This is a genomic window from Micromonospora sp. CNZ299, from assembly GCF_002754415.1.
Map to the genome: position 1 here is coordinate 5,573,498 of NZ_PEFG01000001.1, position 15,816 is coordinate 5,589,313.

Annotated in this window: 16 protein-coding genes; 11 read left to right on the forward strand and 5 right to left on the reverse strand. The window is 68.9% G+C overall.

Going from position 1 to position 15,816, the window contains the following annotated elements; translation table 11 throughout:
• Window positions 1-33: 33 nt before the first annotated feature.
• Entirely contained in the window at window positions 34-1,329 is a 1,296-nt protein-coding gene (locus tag CLT68_RS25390; protein WP_099854671.1) for an extracellular solute-binding protein, read from the reverse strand.
• Between the two features lie 252 nt (window positions 1,330-1,581).
• On the opposite strand from CLT68_RS25390, the gene CLT68_RS25395 reads away from it, so the two are divergent.
• A complete protein-coding gene (locus tag CLT68_RS25395) occupies window positions 1,582-3,207 on the forward strand; it encodes a glycoside hydrolase family 43 protein (protein WP_099854673.1) in 1,626 nt (541 codons plus the stop codon).
• Window positions 3,208-3,255: 48 nt separating this feature from the next.
• Here CLT68_RS25395 and CLT68_RS32915 read toward each other — a convergent pair whose 3' ends face one another.
• Entirely contained in the window at window positions 3,256-3,870 is a 615-nt protein-coding gene (locus tag CLT68_RS32915; RefSeq protein ID WP_158240927.1) for a hypothetical protein, read from the reverse strand.
• A 280-nt stretch (window positions 3,871-4,150) separates the two neighbouring features.
• Between CLT68_RS32915 and CLT68_RS25405 the strand changes: the two genes are divergently transcribed.
• The 5 genes from CLT68_RS25405 (at window position 4,151) to CLT68_RS25425 (ending at window position 8,246) form a co-directional block, all read left to right on the forward strand.
• A complete protein-coding gene (locus tag CLT68_RS25405) occupies window positions 4,151-5,353 on the forward strand; it encodes a chitosanase (RefSeq protein WP_199177138.1) in 1,203 nt (400 codons plus the stop codon).
• Between the two features lie 231 nt (window positions 5,354-5,584).
• Entirely contained in the window at window positions 5,585-5,977 is a 393-nt protein-coding gene (locus CLT68_RS25410) for a MerR family transcriptional regulator (RefSeq protein WP_099854677.1), read from the forward strand.
• A complete protein-coding gene (gene trxA / locus CLT68_RS25415) occupies window positions 5,947-6,294 on the forward strand; it encodes a thioredoxin (protein WP_099854679.1) in 348 nt (115 codons plus the stop codon). The genes CLT68_RS25410 and trxA overlap by 31 nt, the downstream gene beginning before the upstream one ends.
• A gap of 139 nt (window positions 6,295-6,433) precedes the next feature.
• The gene (locus CLT68_RS25420) at window positions 6,434-6,943 is read left to right on the forward strand and encodes an HAD domain-containing protein (protein ID WP_486482313.1); all 510 of its coding nucleotides are present in this window, start codon (window positions 6,434-6,436) and stop codon (window positions 6,941-6,943) included.
• A gap of 52 nt (window positions 6,944-6,995) precedes the next feature.
• A complete protein-coding gene (locus tag CLT68_RS25425) occupies window positions 6,996-8,246 on the forward strand; it encodes an HNH endonuclease signature motif containing protein (RefSeq protein ID WP_099854681.1) in 1,251 nt (416 codons plus the stop codon).
• 159 nt (window positions 8,247-8,405) lie between these two features.
• Here CLT68_RS25425 and CLT68_RS25430 read toward each other — a convergent pair whose 3' ends face one another.
• Entirely contained in the window at window positions 8,406-9,674 is a 1,269-nt protein-coding gene (locus CLT68_RS25430; protein WP_486482314.1) for an MFS transporter, read from the reverse strand.
• A 61-nt stretch (window positions 9,675-9,735) separates the two neighbouring features.
• A complete protein-coding gene (locus CLT68_RS25435; protein WP_099854686.1) occupies window positions 9,736-10,458 on the reverse strand; it encodes an aldo/keto reductase in 723 nt (240 codons plus the stop codon).
• Window positions 10,459-10,997: 539 nt separating this feature from the next.
• Between CLT68_RS25435 and CLT68_RS25445 the strand changes: the two genes are divergently transcribed.
• Window positions 10,998-11,444 (forward strand): hypothetical protein, encoded by a 447-nt coding sequence (locus tag CLT68_RS25445; protein ID WP_486482315.1) that lies wholly within the window; start codon window positions 10,998-11,000, stop codon window positions 11,442-11,444.
• Window positions 11,445-11,491: 47 nt separating this feature from the next.
• On the forward strand, window positions 11,492-11,773 hold the full coding sequence (locus CLT68_RS25450) for a DUF6881 domain-containing protein (RefSeq protein WP_486482316.1): 282 nt from the start codon (window positions 11,492-11,494) through the stop codon (window positions 11,771-11,773).
• Between the two features lie 85 nt (window positions 11,774-11,858).
• Here the strand turns inward: CLT68_RS25450 and CLT68_RS25455 are convergent, their stop codons facing one another.
• On the reverse strand, window positions 11,859-12,203 hold the full coding sequence (locus CLT68_RS25455) for a hypothetical protein (protein WP_099854691.1): 345 nt from the start codon (window positions 12,201-12,203) through the stop codon (window positions 11,859-11,861).
• A gap of 286 nt (window positions 12,204-12,489) precedes the next feature.
• On the opposite strand from CLT68_RS25455, the gene CLT68_RS25460 reads away from it, so the two are divergent.
• The 3 genes from CLT68_RS25460 (at window position 12,490) to CLT68_RS25470 (ending at window position 15,772) form a co-directional block, all read left to right on the forward strand.
• A complete protein-coding gene (locus tag CLT68_RS25460; protein ID WP_099857616.1) occupies window positions 12,490-13,014 on the forward strand; it encodes a YfbM family protein in 525 nt (174 codons plus the stop codon).
• Window positions 13,015-13,198: 184 nt separating this feature from the next.
• Window positions 13,199-13,828: a hypothetical protein gene (locus tag CLT68_RS25465; protein ID WP_099854693.1), complete on the forward strand. Its 630-nt coding sequence runs from the start codon at window positions 13,199-13,201 to the stop codon at window positions 13,826-13,828.
• A gap of 51 nt (window positions 13,829-13,879) precedes the next feature.
• The gene (locus tag CLT68_RS25470; protein ID WP_099854695.1) at window positions 13,880-15,772 is read left to right on the forward strand and encodes an ABC transporter ATP-binding protein; all 1,893 of its coding nucleotides are present in this window, start codon (window positions 13,880-13,882) and stop codon (window positions 15,770-15,772) included.
• Window positions 15,773-15,816: the final 44 nt, after the last annotated feature.

The following is a 15,816-nucleotide window of genomic DNA, read 5'->3' on the forward strand; positions in this document are numbered from 1 at the left end:
TACGGCCGGCTACGGATGGGTGATGGATCACGGTCAGACGGTCTTTGCCACCTGCGTGATGTCCTTGAGAATCGCCGCCGGCGACTTCTTGCCGGCGATGATCTCGGCGACGCTGTCGTTGATCTGCTGCCCGAGCGCGGGCGCGTACGCCTGATCGAGGTAGAGCTGGAAGCCGGTGTTCTTGGCCAGGGTCTCCGCGACGACCTTGTTGTTGGCGTCGCTGATCGCCGAGGTGGCGTCCTTCACCGTGGGCAGCACCGCGCCGGTCTGCGCGGACCGCTTCTGGTTCTCGGCGCTGAGCAGGAACTTCAGGAAGTCGATGGTGGCGGCCGGCGCGTCCTTGCCGACGGCGAAACCGTTGCCGCCACCGAAGACCTCGGTCGCGGAGCCCTTGCCGCCGTCCACGGCAGGGAACGGGAAGAAGCCGAGCTTGTCGCCGAGGCCCTTCTTGCTGGTGGAGCTGGACGCCTGCACCGCCGGTGCCCACTGCCCCATCAGCTCCATGGCCGCGCCGCCGTTGCCCATCGTGGCGGCCTGCCCGTCGGGCGAGCCGAACTCGGCGCCCAGGAACCCCTTCTGGAACGGCTGCAGGTCGACGAGCTCCTTGAGCCGCTCGCCGGCGGCGGCGAGATCAGGGGTGTCGAAGTTCTTGTCGTCGACGGCCTTCTGCAACGCGCCCACGCCGCCGATGCGCATGGCGAGGTAGGACCAGTAGAAGTGGGCCGGCCACTTGTCCTTGCCGGCCAGGGCGACCGGGGTGATGCCGGCGGTCTTGAGCTTGCGGACCGCGTCGAGCAGGGCAGCCCAGGTGGCGGGAGCCTCGGTGATGCCGGCACGGGTGAAGAGGTCCTTGTTGTACCAGAACCCGACCATGCCGATGTCGAACGGGATGCCGTAGATCTTCCCGTCGATCGTGTAGGGCTGCATGGCGGCGGGCAGGATGCCGCCGACCAGATCCTTCACGTCGTCGGTGAGGTCCTTGACCAGGCCCGCGTCCACCTGCTGCTTGAGCACGCCGCCACCCCAGGACTGGAACAGGTCCGGCGGGTCGCCGGCCTGGGTGGCGGTGGTGAGCTTGGCCTTGAAGGCCTCGTTCTCCAGCGGCTGGATCGTCAACGTGACGTTGCTGTGCGCGGTCTTGTACTCGTTGGCCATCGCGGCCCAGACCGGCAGCATCGGGTCGGTGTTCTGGATGTGCCACCAGTTGATGGTCTGCGGGGCGTTCGGGTCGCTGGATTTCTCGTCGTCGCTACAGGCGCTCAGCAGGTAGGCGCCAGCGCCGGCACCGGCGAGGCCGAGCAGCGTTCGGCGGGAAAGGTGTGTGGTCATGATCCATCCCTTCGGGGACTCACGGGGTGCTCGGACGCCGGCCGAGCCGGCGGGGTGGAACCTATGGATCTCCGGAACTTTCAAAGCTTCGCCGGTATTACCGGTCGATGGCCGGCACGCTACGAGCTGTTTCCGCAACGGTCAAGACCTCTGTCCTATTGCGAAAAGACCGGCTAGCGTAGTCACGACTTCCAGCGATCCGGGACCGCAAGTTTCCGGAAGTTCCAGACAGCCCCGTCCAGAGGAGCCATCGTGTCGACCGACATCGCTAACGTGGCGACCGCTACCCGGTCGATCCGCAATCCCGTCCTCGCCGGGTTCCACCCGGACCCGTCGATCCTGCGTGTCGGGGACGACTACTACCTGGCCACCTCGACATTCGAGTGGTATCCGGGCGTGCGTGTGCACCATTCGCGTGATCTCGTGAACTGGCGCACCCTGGGCGGGGTCATCACCGACCGCCGCCTGCTCGACCTGCGAGGCTGCGGTGACTCCAACGGGGTGTGGGCACCCGACCTGACGTACCACGACGGCCAGTTCCACCTCGTCTACAGCGACGTCGCCAGCTTTGCCAGCGGCTACTGGGACCCACAGAACTTCCTGGTCACCGCCGAGGACATCACCGGCCCCTGGTCGGATCCGGTGAAACTGCACGGGCGCGGTTTCGACGCCGCGCTGTTCCACGACGACGACGGCACCAGTTGGCTGCTGAGCATGAGCGCGGACTGGCGACCCGGCCGGGACCGCTTCGGCGGCATCGAGATCCAGCAGTACGACAGGGCCGCGCGCAGCCTGGTCGGCCGGCCGCGCATCCTGTTCACCGGCACCCCGGTCGGGGTCACCGAGGGCCCGCACATCTACCGGCACGACGGCTGGTACTGGCTGATCACCGCCGAGGGCGGCACCAGCTGGGAGCACCAGGTCACCGTGGCGCGGTCCCGGGAGCTGTTCGGGCCGTACGAGGTGGACCCGGACGGTCCGCTGCTCACCTCCGTCGGCCGCCCCGAACTGCGGTTGCAGAAGGCGGGCCACGGCAGCCTGGTCCGTACGCAGGACGGCGAGTGGTACCTCGCCCACCTGGTGGGCCGCCCCTACTCCCCGCTGGGCAGTTGTGTGCTCGGCCGGGAGACCGCGATCCAGCGGGTCGAGTGGCCGGCTGACGGCTGGCCGCAGATCGCCGGAGGGGTGCCGGCAGACGAGGTCGTCGCACCGGACCTGCCCGCGCACCCGTGGCCGGCGGAGCCCGACACCGACCACTTCGACGCCCCCGAGCTGGGTCTGTGCTGGTCGACGCTGCGCCGGCCGGCCACCGCGGACTGGGTCGACCTGCACAGCCGCCCGTCACACCTTCGCATCCACGGCGGGCAGTCACCGGTCGGTCGACAGGCCCCCAGCCTGGTCGGGCGACGCGTCGGCGCGATGCACTGCTCCCTGGAGACCGTGCTGGAGTTCGACCCGGTCGACCACCGCCAGCTCGCCGGGATCACCGCCTACTACAACACCCTCAACTGGCACCACCTCTACCTGACCCGCGCCGATGACGGGCGGACGGTACTGGAGCTGCTCAGTTCCGACAACGGGCGGCGCACCCCGCACCCCGAGCTGACCGTCGACGCCAGCGGCGTGGACCAGGTCGGCCTGCGGGCCGTGTTCGACGGGCCGGTGGTGCGTTTCGACTACGACCTCGGCGCCGGTTGGCAGCGGCTACCGGTCGACCTGGACGCGACGATCCTGTCCGACGAGCACGCCGCGCTGATCATCGACGGTGAGCCGGCGGCGTGGGGTTTCACCGGGGCGTTCCTGGGCCTGTGGGTGCAGGACCTCGGCGGCGACGGTGCGTACGCCGACTTCGATCTGGCCACCTACCGCGAAGAGTGAGCACGCGGACGGCACCCGGTGGGTGCCGTCCGCGTTCCAGTCGTCGTCCTACTTCACCTGGGCTGCGACGGCGCGGAGCTGGCCGAGGGTGGTGCGGAAGCCGTGGCCGGACACGGCCGGGTCCTCGTCGACCAGGCCGCTGACGGCCATGGTCTGCGAGCGGGACATCGCGACGGCGTCATCACCGGTCCCGGTCACGTCGAACACCCCGAAGTCGCCGCTGAGCGTGCGGAACGTCGGGGCCGCCGGGTCCTTAGCGAGGTAGAGCACCACGACCTGACCCGCCGTGAGCGTGGACATCTGGGCCATGTCCGCCACGCCGCGATCCAGGCTGGCGAGCGTGATCCGCGTCCCGGCCCCGACTGCCGATCCGTTCGCCGCGCGCAGCACCTCGTCCACCCGGAACCCGGTCGCCTCGACCTCACCCCGTACCACCAGGTCCGCAGCCTCACTGAGCTGCCGCACCGTGCCGTACCCGCGCAGCTTGCCCTTGACCGCCGGGAGCGCGGCGCCGGTCGGCGTGGCCTCGGTTGGCGCGGCGGCGCTCGGCGCGCCGACCGGGTCGGCGGCGTCGGCGCTGCCGCAGGCGGACAACGCCACCACGGCCAGCACGGCGGCGGCCGTGGCCCACAGAGACGGGGTACGGCGGAGGGGGACTGCCATGGAACGCTCCTTGCGTGTCGGTGCCGTCCCGGGTCGTCTCGCCCGGGACCGCGGCACTGCTGACGACATCCAACTGGGCGGGCCGGGCATCGAGCTCTCGGGTGCCTGTCAACGAGATGAACATGCGTCGTCACGGCCTGCGGTCGTCGATTGACGACACACGAACGTACTGATATCTGTTAATACAGTTTCCTGATGCTCGCGGTGCCCGCCGGGGCCGAACCGCCGCGCCGGGCCACCGACCGGCCGGCGGCACGCCGCCCCTTCCCCGAGGAACACCATGGTTCACAGGAGAACAGCCGCCTACGTCGTGGGCGCCCTGCTGATGGGCGTCGCCGCGATCGGTTACGGTCTGCCGTCGGCCAGCGCCGCGACCGCCGGCCGGATCACCGGCCTCGGCGGGAAGTGCGTCGACGTGGCCGCCGCCAACTCGGCCAACGGCACGGCGGTCCAGCTCTACGACTGCAACGGCAGCGCGGCCCAGACGTGGACCGTCGGCAACACCGACAACTCGATCCGGGCACTCGGCAAGTGTCTCGACGTGACCGCCGCGTCGACCGCCAACGGCGCCAAGATCCAGTTGTACGACTGCAACGGCACCGGCGCGCAGAAGTGGACCGCCAGCAACGGCGCGCTCGTCAACACCGGCTCCGGCAAGTGCCTCGACGTCACCGACCGGAGCACCGCGAACGGCGCCCGGTTGCAGATCTGGACCTGCGGCGGCACCACCAACCAGCAGTGGACCCTGCCCGGCGGCGGCACCCCAACGCCCACCACCCCGACCGGGACCAACCTCGACGACCCGGCGAAGAAGGACGTCGCCATGCAGCTCGTCTCGGCTGCGGAGAACTCCTCGCTCGACTGGCGCGCGCAGTTCTCCTACATCGAGGACATCGGCGACGGGCGCGGCTACACCGCCGGCATCATCGGCTTCTGCTCCGGCACCGGCGACATGCTCGAACTGGTCGAGGCGTACACGCGCACCAAGCCGGGCAACGTGCTGGCCGGCTACCTGCCGGCGCTGCGCGCCGTCAACGGCACCCCCTCGCACTCCGGCCTGGACCCCAACTTCCCCCGCGACTGGCGGACCGCGGCCAACGACTCGGTGTTCCGGGCCGCACAGGAGGCCGAGCGGGACCGGGTCTACTTCAACCCATCGGTACGCGACGGAAAGAACGACCAGGTCCGGGCGCTCGGTCAGTTCGCCTACTACGACGCGGCGGTCATGCACGGGTACGAGGGGATGCGACAGATCCGCAACCGCGCCCTCGCTCGGGCGAAGCCCCCGGCGCAGGGCGGCGACGAGCGGACCTGGCTCAACGCCTTCCTCGACGAGCGGGTCATCGAGATGAAGAAGGAAGCGGCCCACTCGGACACGTCCCGGGTCGACACGGCCCAGCGAGTGTTCCTCAACAACGGCAACTTCAACCTGACCACGCCGTTGGTGTTCGCCGTCTACGGCGACCAGTTCCGCATCGGCTAGCGCACAGAGACTCAGGGCGCCGCATCGCGGCGCCCTGAGCCATGCCTGGGCCTGGGCTCGGGGCTGGGCCTGGGCTCAGGGCTGGGCCTGGGCTCGGGGCTGGGCCTGGGCTCGGGGCTGGGCCTGGGCTCGGGGCTGGGCCTGGGCTCGGGCCTGGGTTCGGGAGCAGCCTTGCCTTGACGCTGACGACAAGGTTTAGCCTGGTCGCGACAGGCTGGTCGAGGAGGTTTGATGCTGATCGGCGAGCTGGCGGAACGGGCCGGCACGAGCACCCGAACGCTGCGCTACTACGAAGCCCACGGGCTGGTACAACCGCAGCGCTCAGCGAACGGCTACCGCGTCTACGACGAGGCGGAGCTGCGGGTCGTCCGGGAGATCCGGGCGCTGCTCGACGTCGGCTTCGGCCTCGACGACGTCCGACCGTTCGTCGCCTGCCTGCGAGCGGGCAACGCGTCCGGTGACGTCTGTCCGGATTCCGTGCTGGTGCTGCGGCGCAAGCTCGCCGAAGTCGACGACTACCTCGATCGGCTCGGAGCGGTCCGTCAGCAGTTGCACACCCAGCTCACCCACGCCATCGAGCACCGGGAGAAAAAATGTCCCAGGAAACGAGCCTCAGCTCCCTGATCACCGTCACCGACGACACGTTCGCCGAGCTGGTGCTGGCCAGCGACCGGCCCGTCGTGGTCGATTTCTGGGCGGAGTGGTGTCCGCCGTGCAAGATGATCGAGAAGAGCCTCGTCGAGCTGGCACAGGAGTTCGGCGACCGGATGGTCATCGCCAAGCTCAACTCCGACGACAACCCGCAGGCCACGCGGCGCTACGCAGTCATGTCCCTGCCGACACTGCTGGTGTTCCGTGGGGGCGAGGTCGTCGGCTCGATCGTCGGGTCCAGGCCGAAACTCCACCTGCGGCAGAGCCTGACCATGCACGCCGGCCTGTGACCGTCGCCGCTGGTCGAGTGCCGCTTCCCGCCTCCCGCTGTTGAGCGTGGCGACGGTGGTCCGCGTCTGGCGGTACCGGTCCTCGCCGCGCGGGTGGTGGAGCGACCGTCTCCCCTCCGTCTGAACACGGCGTCGTGACGTGCGAATAACCCGACCCCTGCTGCTGCTCGACATCGACGGTGTCCTCAACCCGTACGGCAGTCCTCAACCGCTGGCCGGCTACACCGAGCACCGCCTGTTCCCCGGAGAGGAACCCGTCCGTGTCAACCCCGTACACGGCACCTGGATCACCGAAGCGAGTGCCATCCTGGACATAGCCTGGGCCACGAGCTGGAACGATGAAGCAAACCAACTCCTCGCTCCGCTTCTGCACATCACTCCCCTGCCGGTGGTCACCATGCCGTGCACACCGCTCCACCCCAGCGAGAAAATCCCACTCATTGCCGCCTACGCCCAGCAACGGCCCGCAACATGGATTGACGACCTTCACTCGTCCGAAGCCCACGTCTGGGCCGCGAGGCGTACCAGCCCCACTTTGCTGATCACCACCGACCCGACGATCGGTCTCACCCGCGATTCCATCGACCGCGTCATCACCTGGGCCAGGCCCTTCAACAACCCTCAGGAACCTCTCGGCTCCGCCTCATAGCGATCGATCATTGCCACTGAAAATTGTCGTACACCTGTTCTAGTCTCTGGTCATGGTCGAGGAGTTGGCACAGGCAGACGACGCGGTCGCTGCCTGCGTTGACGACGCCGTCTGGGCCCTCGCCGACGATAAGCTGGTCGCGGCGCTCGATGCCGCGCACCGCTTGGAGCAGCGTCTCGCCGCCGTGAAGCTGGCGTTGGTGCGGGAGGTGGACGGTCGGGGCACTGCGGTCGCGCAGGGCGCGTGCAGCACCGCGGTCTGGTTGCGTGAGCGACTGCGGTTGACCATTCCCGCGGCCCGGCGGTTGGTCGATCTCGCGGTCTGCGTTGACGCGGCCCCGCCGGCCGTGCGGGGCGCGCTGGCGGCCGGCGCGGTCAGCGTGGAGCAGGTGCGGGTCATCGCCGACACCGTCGCCACTGTGCAGACGGCCGCCGGGCCGGAGGTGGCCGACAAGGCCGTCGGTGTGCTGGTTGACTGGGCCGGGCAGTTCGATCCCATGCTGCTGCGCAAGCTCGGCACCCGCATCCTCGACCACGTCGCACCCGACATCGCCGACGCCGCCGCGGCGGCGGCTCTGGAAGCCGAGGCGGCCCGGGCGACCCGCGACCGGCACCTCACCGTCTCCGAGCAGACCGACGGCCGGCTGCGCCTCACCGGCACCCTCGACGCCGAGGCCGCCGCGTTGCTGCGCGCCGCGATCGACCCGCTGACCGCCCCGTCCGGCCCCGACGACCAGCGCTGCGCCGGGCAGCGCCGCCACGACGCCCTCGCCGACGTGTGCCGCCTCGCCCTGCGCACCGGTGAGCTGCCCGACAGCGGCGGCGATCCGGCCCAGGTCGTCGTCACCACCAGCTACGACGCGCTGACCCGGCAACTGGGCGATGGGGCGCTCGACATCGGCCTGCGGCTCACACCGGAAACAGTGCGCCGACTCGCCTGCGACGCCGCGATCCTGCCCGCCGTGCTCGGCGGCAGCGGTCAGGTCCTCGACGTGGGCCGGCAACGCCGCCTCATCACCGGCCCACTACGCCGCGCCCTCGTGCTCCGCGACCGCGGCTGCGCCTTCCCCGGCTGCGACCGACCACCCCGCTGGTGCGACGCCCACCACATCCACCACTGGGCCGACGGCGGCCCCACCAACCTCAACAACGCCGTCCTACTCTGCGGCCACCACCACCGACACCTCCACCACAACGACTGGACCGTCCGACTCGGCGACGACGGCCATCCGGAGTTCGTGCCCCCGGCCTGGCTCGACCCCGACCAACTCCCCCGCCGCAACCACTACCACCGACGGACATAGACACCACCAGCAGAGAGCAATCACTCCTGTCCGGGTGACGAGGCATGCCCTCGGGACCAGTCCACGAGTAGCCGGTCGCGCTGATGCCGGGCATCGGGCCCTTCTGCGCCGCCGTCGACGCGCACCTCCCGCGCTGCTGCCGCCCGCGATCGCTGGTCTCTAGACGGTCCCCGCTGAGTGCGGACGCGTTCGCTCGCCCCACCGGACGACCGCCGGGGCGGCGAGCCCGACCGCGACGAAGATGCCACCCATCAGCAGCCATCCGGGGGCACCCCAGGCGATGCAGAGCAGGCCCAGTAAGGAGGGTGCGGCGACGTTGGCCAGGCCCGTGCCGAGCCCGGAGATTCCCGTGTACTGCCCCTGCGCGTGCGCAGGGGCGAACCGGAACTGCAACTCGAGTGAGCCCGCCGCCTGCCACAGCTCGCCGACGGTGTGCGCAGCGACCCCCAGCGTCATCACCGTAACGGCGAGCCAGCCGGGCATCGCCGCCGTGGCGGCGATCAGGGCCATCCCGATCAGGAACGCCACCCCGGAGCGGCGCATGGCCCGACCGGCCGCTGGACTGGTGTCGATCCCCCGGCTCGCTCTGACCTGGAGCGACGCCACGAGGGCGGTGTTGACCAGCACGGCCACTCCGACGAACCAGCGCGGCGCGTGGGTCTGCGAGACGATCCACACCGGCAGCGCGAAGACCAGCACCTGGCCCTGAATTCCCAGGATGGCGTCCAGCGCGGTGACTGCCAGATAGGGCTTGTCCTTCAGCGCGATCCAGCGCCCGGTCGTCTGGGGCACTGGAATGGGCGGCAACGAGGGCAGCCGAGTGATGATCGCGGCGCATGCCACGAAACTGATGGCGTTGCCGACGACCAGGGCCAGGTAGGCCGCACGGGTGTCCAATTGCACTGCGGCGCCCGCGGCGAGGGCGCCACAACATCCGGCGAGGTTGGCGACCGAACGCAGATAGGCCCGGTACCGGGCCAGGTGCGTGCCGCCGAAGCCCCGCACCAGCGGACCGCGAGACGCCCCGCCGGCTGAGTGGGCGAGCTGGGTCAGGCAGACCAGGACGACGAACAGCCAGAACGTGTGCACGAAGGCCAGGGCGGCCATGGTGGCGGCACGGATGATCAGAGTCAGCAGATAGATCTCGCGCGGCCCCCGCCGATCGGCGAGATGCCCCACCGGGATCCCGGCGAGCATCCCGACGAACGCTGCGATGCCCATGCCCAGAGCGACCTGCGCAAGGGGAAGCCCGACGGATCGGGTGAAGAAGAGCACGGCGCTGGCCATGAAGATGCCGCTTCCGAGCATGTTGACGAAGGCCGCGACGGCCAGGACGCGCCGAGGGCCATGATCGGGGATGAGTCCTCGGGCAACGAGCCACGAGCTGTCGGGCGGCGGGATGGGAATGGGCGTTGTCGCTGCCTGCACAGGGACGGACCTTCCGTCGGAGGGTCGCGGCTTCGCAGCAGGGCCGCATCCTGCCGGGCCGCTACTCGAGGCTGGCCAAATCGTCCAGCGACAGGACCAGCGCCCCGGCGGCCAGGTTCTCGACCAGGTGATCGGGGTTGCCGGTACCGGGGATGGCCAGCAGGTGCGGGCCGCGGCTGAGGGTCCACGCGATACGCACCTGTGCCGGCGTCGCGCCGTGCGTACGCGCGACGGCCTGAACTGCCGCGTTGGCGGCCACGCCGCCGGCCTCACGTCCGTCGCCGGCGATCGCGAAGAACGGCACGAACGCGACACCCTGGTCGCCGCAGGTACGCACGAACTGGTCGTGCATGCGTCGGGTGTCGACACCGTACGTGTTCTGCACGCAGACCACCGGGGCGATCGCCTGCGCCTGCGCGAGGTGCTGCGGGCGAATATTGGACAGGCCGAGATGCCGGATCAGACCGGCGTCGCGCAGCTCGGCCAGCGCGCCGAAGTGCTCCGCGACCGAGTCCAGTCCGTGCTGGCGCAGGTTCACCACATCCAGGTGGTCGCGGCCGAGCTGACGCAGGTTCTCCTCGACCTGCCCGCGCAACTGGTCCGGCCGGGCCAACGGCAGCCATTCCCCCGAGGGGTCGCGGCCCGGCCCGACTTTGGTCGTGATGACCAGGCCAGCGGCGTACGGCGACAGCGCACTATTGATCAACTCGTTGGCCGACCGCAGCGGTGAGAAGTAGAACGCCGCCGTGCCAGCGGAACTCGCACTGATCATGTTCGTGGGCATTGGGCGAACTTAGCCACCGCCGCTGACCTGCGCAGTCGGTCGTCTGCCCGATACCGATTCCACAAAATCGTTGTTAGGTTATCTATCGTGGGAAGCGCTCCGCCGGCAGTGCAGTGACAGCCCGGATTCATCTCGGTCCTGACCGCATCCGCGTTCCACACGTGACGACAAACCGTCCGACGACGAGGGCCGGACCGTCCACATCTGACGGATCGGTCTCCGAACGCGCCGCCAGGGACTTCGCCAAGCCAACTGCCTCCTCGGTGAGAACGCCGAAGCGCCAAGCGGTATGTCCGAGACACGGGCCGGCGAGTCCGAGCAACGGGTTGTCGGCTGCGGCTCGCGTTGCGACCTCCATGCACCAGTGCTCCACGAACGCATGGTCACCGTCGTTCAACGCTGTCCCGATCAGCACGGTCGCGGCCTCGCCCGCCTGTCCACGGTCGTTCAGCGTTCGGGCCGGGCTTTGTGGCGGCGGCGACCGCGAGTCACTCGTCAATCGGATCGAGGTTCTGCCTCCCGGCGGTCGCGACGAGGTCGTGAACGCGCTGCTGGCTGAGGACTTCCTCATTGCTGCCGGCGGCCTACGGATTCGTGACAGCACTACCGGGACGGTGGTGACGCCGGGCTGCTGTGCCGGGCTGGAGGACTGGCGCGACTGGGCGCAGGTGTTGATCGGCAACTCGCCGTGGCTGGGACATGACCCGGGTCCGGAGGTCGAAATCGTCAGCGACGATCTGCGGGTATGGCAGGACGGCGGCCCGAACCGGCATCGCGGCCGGTGGGCGGGCGTCCACGTCGACCTTCCACACCGCGCGCTACCCGGGCTACTGAACGGCGCGCACCGAGACCTGGTCGGCTTCCTCAATGCCCTCACCCGATGGGCCACGCGAGTAGGACTGCAGCAGCGCGAAGCCACCCTGGTTGAAGCGATCGACAAGAACTTCGCGATCACGGCACCGTTGGACGTACAGCCGCTCCAATAGGCCTGTCGGCGGCAGATCCGTGCATGAGTGGATCTACGCTTACGGCCGTGACCCGCTTTTACCGTCGTTGCTGGGACGAGTTGCGTGGCGACGAGTTCGATGCTTGGGGGCACTCGGTCTGGTATTTCGAGGTGGATGACGACGGTTGGCCGGTCCGGCAGATTGAGGTGTACGAGCGTGGCCCGGTTCTCCGGTACGGGCCCGGATATGACGAAGACCAGTTCGGCGGCCTCGGGCAGGCGAGCCTGGATGATCCTGACGAGGACTGGAGCCCGTTCGTCATCACGCGAACCACCTTCGAAGACGCCTGGGACTCCGCAAGCGAGTAGCCCGAGCCCTTACGCGCGCCTCGCGGCAGATCGGTGGAGCTGACCTCGGTCAGGCGCACGTTCAGACGTGCATCATCTGTCCTAGTCAGCGGCCTTCCAGCGCGTCGGCCTGGCTGCGCAGCTCTGTCGCAAGGTTGTCCCAATCGGGACCGTGCATGTACAGGCTGTCGGCCGCCTCGCGCATGAGCGCCGGCTGGTTCGGCCGCTGCAGGAGCGCAAGCCGGTAAGCGAGATTGCGGACCCAGACCGGCAGAAGTCCGTCGACCAGGTTCGGGCAGAGTTCCCGCAGCATCGCGAGAATGGTCTCCGCGTCCGCGAAGGTCAGCTCTTCGACGAAGTAGTGCTCCTGGTGGTCCGGGCCACACTGCAACGCAGGCCGGTACTCGTCGCCGTAGAGGCACCGCGCGTGCTCGGTCAGGGTGCTGTGCACGATCGCAGAGCCTACGGCTCCTCTGCTTACTCTCCGGCGCACCGGCGCATTCGGAGACGCCTCGGTGCATCACGGACCCGGCTCAGGATCACACAAGGCGGCATCACGGCGCGGTGCCGCGACATGGTTGATGCACGGATCTCAGCGCCCCGGACGCCGGCGACCGGCGCCGACGGCACTCGGTGACGAGCACCTTGCGGTATTACAGTGCGCCGCCACGTTGCCGACACCTTTGCCTGCTGTTGGGGGAACTGTCGTAACCAGCGTTTAGCCTGCCGTGGTGAGTATGAACGGCAACTGGCTGCGCGTTTCCCCGGACGAACTTGAGCAGGCGAGGGCCGACCTCGGCTGGGCGTACGAACTCGCCATGACGCAACGGGACGACAACTCCGAACGCTGGGCTGCCACCGACAAGGCATGGGACGGGCTTGATTTCCTACTTGATCGGCTGGGCTTCGAGATTCCGCTGGTCTCGGGCGCGGAGCGGTTCGTGGAGTTGCCAGACGTCGAGCCCGACAGCGAGGAGATGTTCGATTTCCTGGAAAACCTCGAAGACGACTGGGGCTACGGGCCGCCTTCCTATCTGACACCGACCCAAGTAGCGACGGCAGCCTCGCAACTGGCCGCGCTCACCGAAGACGGCCTCATTCGGGGCGTCGACCCGCAGGAGTTGAACCGGGCCGATATCTACCCCGGGCCCTGGGAAGGCCCCGGGAAACTTGCCTGGGTGGCCCACTATCTGCCAGGCGTCCAGAGCTTCTTCGCTGCAGCCGCCAGGGATGGTGCTGCGGTGATCTGCTGGCTCGACTGAGCAACGGCTCAGCCGTCACAGCGCCGGTAGGGGAAGGACCGCGTTTACGTCCAGTCAGTGAACACAAAATCCGGGGTGGTGGCGACCACCACGTCGCGCAAGCGGGTCACCAGTAACGGGACAGCGGGCGTGCGATATCTTTCGCGCGAAATCTAGACGGGGACGGGACTCAATGACGCGCACGATGCCGGTTGGCCCAACCATCGTCGGCGCGCTGACGTCGGCGATCCTGTTGTTCACGACCGGGTGTTCGGGGCAGTCCGACACTCCGGCGCCGGCAGCGGCCATGCAGTCGTCGGCCCCCGCTGCGGCGATGCGCATCGATAAACCGGCCAAGCTCCTGGGCACCTGGACCGAATCCGTGGATCGGGGTTTCCACGACCACGCCGAGCAGCAGATGGGCAACTTCAAGAAGCTGCTCACCGCTGGGCCCACCAGCGCGATGGGCACCGCCTACGTCCGGGCCGAAGAGGTATACTCCCGTGAGCGCGGGCTGCACATCCCCAGCGATGACCAGCGGGTCATCCTGATCAGCGCGGTGTCCGGCACGATCACCGACCCGACCGCGACACTGAACAAGATCTTCGCCGGGCTGCCGAAGGTCACCGACGTGGGGTCGGTCGTGCCGGGCTCGCTGGGCGGGGTGGCCGGCTGCGGCACCGGTCAGGCCGGGACGGGCATCCCGGTCGACGTCTGCGTGTGGAGTGATCAGCACACCATCGGCATGGTGACCCTCGTCGGTTTCACCCGGACGGATGACCCGCGAGGTGTGTTCGGTCAGATCCGCGCCGAACTGGAACGCCCCGCGCGGTGACTTGACCTCAAGCTCGGGTGAGGTCCTAACCTCCGATATCGGAGGTAAGGCATGAGCATGGAATTTACCGCGTGGACGTCTCTGCACCACGCGATGAACGCGCAGGAAGAACGACCACTGTCCCGTGTCACCCTGAAGCGCATCGTGGAGTTCGCGCGGCCGCACCGGGCCCTGATCGTCAGGTTCCTGCTGCTGAGCGTGGTGACGGCGGTCCTCACGGTGGCGGCACCCGTCCTCGCCGGACGGGTGGTCGAGGCTATCGTGGACGGCGCCGACAGCGGCGTCGTGATCCGGTTGGCGGTGCTGATCGCCGTGATCGCCCTGGCCGAAGCCGGCCTGGGTCTGGTGACGCGGTTCCATTCCGCCAGCATCGGTGAGGGGCTCATCGTCCAGCTGCGGACGGCCGTCTTCGACCACGTGCAGCGCATGCCGGTGGCGTTCTTCACCAGGACGCGCACCGGAGCGCTGGTCAGCCGCCTGAACAACGACGTGATCGGTGCGCAGCGGGCCTTCAGCGACACGCTGTCCGGGGTGGTCGGCAATGCGGTCACCCTGGCACTGACGTTGGCGGTGATGCTCAGCTTCTCGTGGCAGATCACGGTGCTGGCGCTCGTGCTGCTGCCCATCTTCGTTCTCCCGGCGCGCCGGATGGGTTCGAAGCTCGCCCAGTTGCAGCGTGAGGCGGCCGAGCACAACGCGGCCATGAGCACGCGGATGACGGAACGCTTCTCCGCGCCCGGCGCGACCCTGGTCAAGCTGTACGGGCGGCCGGCCGAGGAGTCCGCCGAGTTCGCGGCACGGGCGCGTCGGGTGCGGGACATCGGCATCCGTACCGCCATGCTCCAGTGGGTCTTCATCACCGCGCTCACCGTCGTCGGCTCGCTGGCGCTGGCCCTGGTCTACGGGCTGGGTGGTCTCTACGCACTCCGGGGCAGCCTCGACGCCGGCACCGTGGTCGCCCTGGCGCTGCTGCTGTCGCGCCTCTACGCGCCGTTGACCTCGCTGGCCAGCGCCCGGGTGGAGGTGATGAGCGCTCTGGTGAGCTTCGAGAGGGTGTTCGAGATCCTCGACATCAAGCCGCTGATCCTCGACCGGCCCGACGCCCGCCCGCTTCCCGACGGGCCTGTCGCTGTGGAGTTCGACGACGTACGGTTCGGCTACCCGTCGGCGGACAAGGTGTCGCTCGCGTCTCTCGAAGATGTGGTGAAGCTCGATGCCCGCGGCGGCGAGGAAGTGCTGCACGGTGTGTCGTTCCGCGCCGAGGCGGGGCAGATGGTCGCCCTCGTCGGCTCCTCCGGGGCGGGCAAGTCGACGATCGCGCAGCTCGTCCCCCGCCTGTACGACGTCGAGGACGGCGCGGTGCGGCTGGCCGACGTCGACGTACGCGACCTGTCAGCCGAGTCGATCCGGACGGCGCTGGGCGTCGTCACCCAGGACGGGCACCTCTTCCACGAGAGCATCCGCGCCAACCTGGCGTTCGCTCAGCCGGGCGCCACGGAGGACGAGATGTGGGAGGTGCTCCAGCGGGCCCGCCTCGACGACCTGATCCGCACACTTCCCGATGGGCTCGACACCGTCGTCGGTGAACGCGGGTACCGGTTGTCGGGCGGGGAACGGCAACGGCTCACCATCGCGCGGCTGCTGCTGGCCCGTCCGCGCGTGGTCATCCTCGACGAGGCCACCGCGCATCTCGACTCCACCTCCGAGGCCGCGGTTCAGGAGGCTCTCGCCGAAGCCCTGACCGGCCGCACGAGCGTGGTCATCGCACACCGACTCTCCACCATCCGGGCGGCCGACCAGATCCTCGTCGTCGAAGACGGACGCATCGTCGAGCGTGGGCGACACGGCGACCTGCTCGACGCCGGCGGCCGGTATCAGGAGTTGTACCGCACCCAGTTCGACCAGGACCAGCCGACGGTGAAGGAGCAACGCGTCGCCATCTGAGGCACGCCTGCTCCACGACCAGAGCCGCCGCCCGCCCGGGGGAT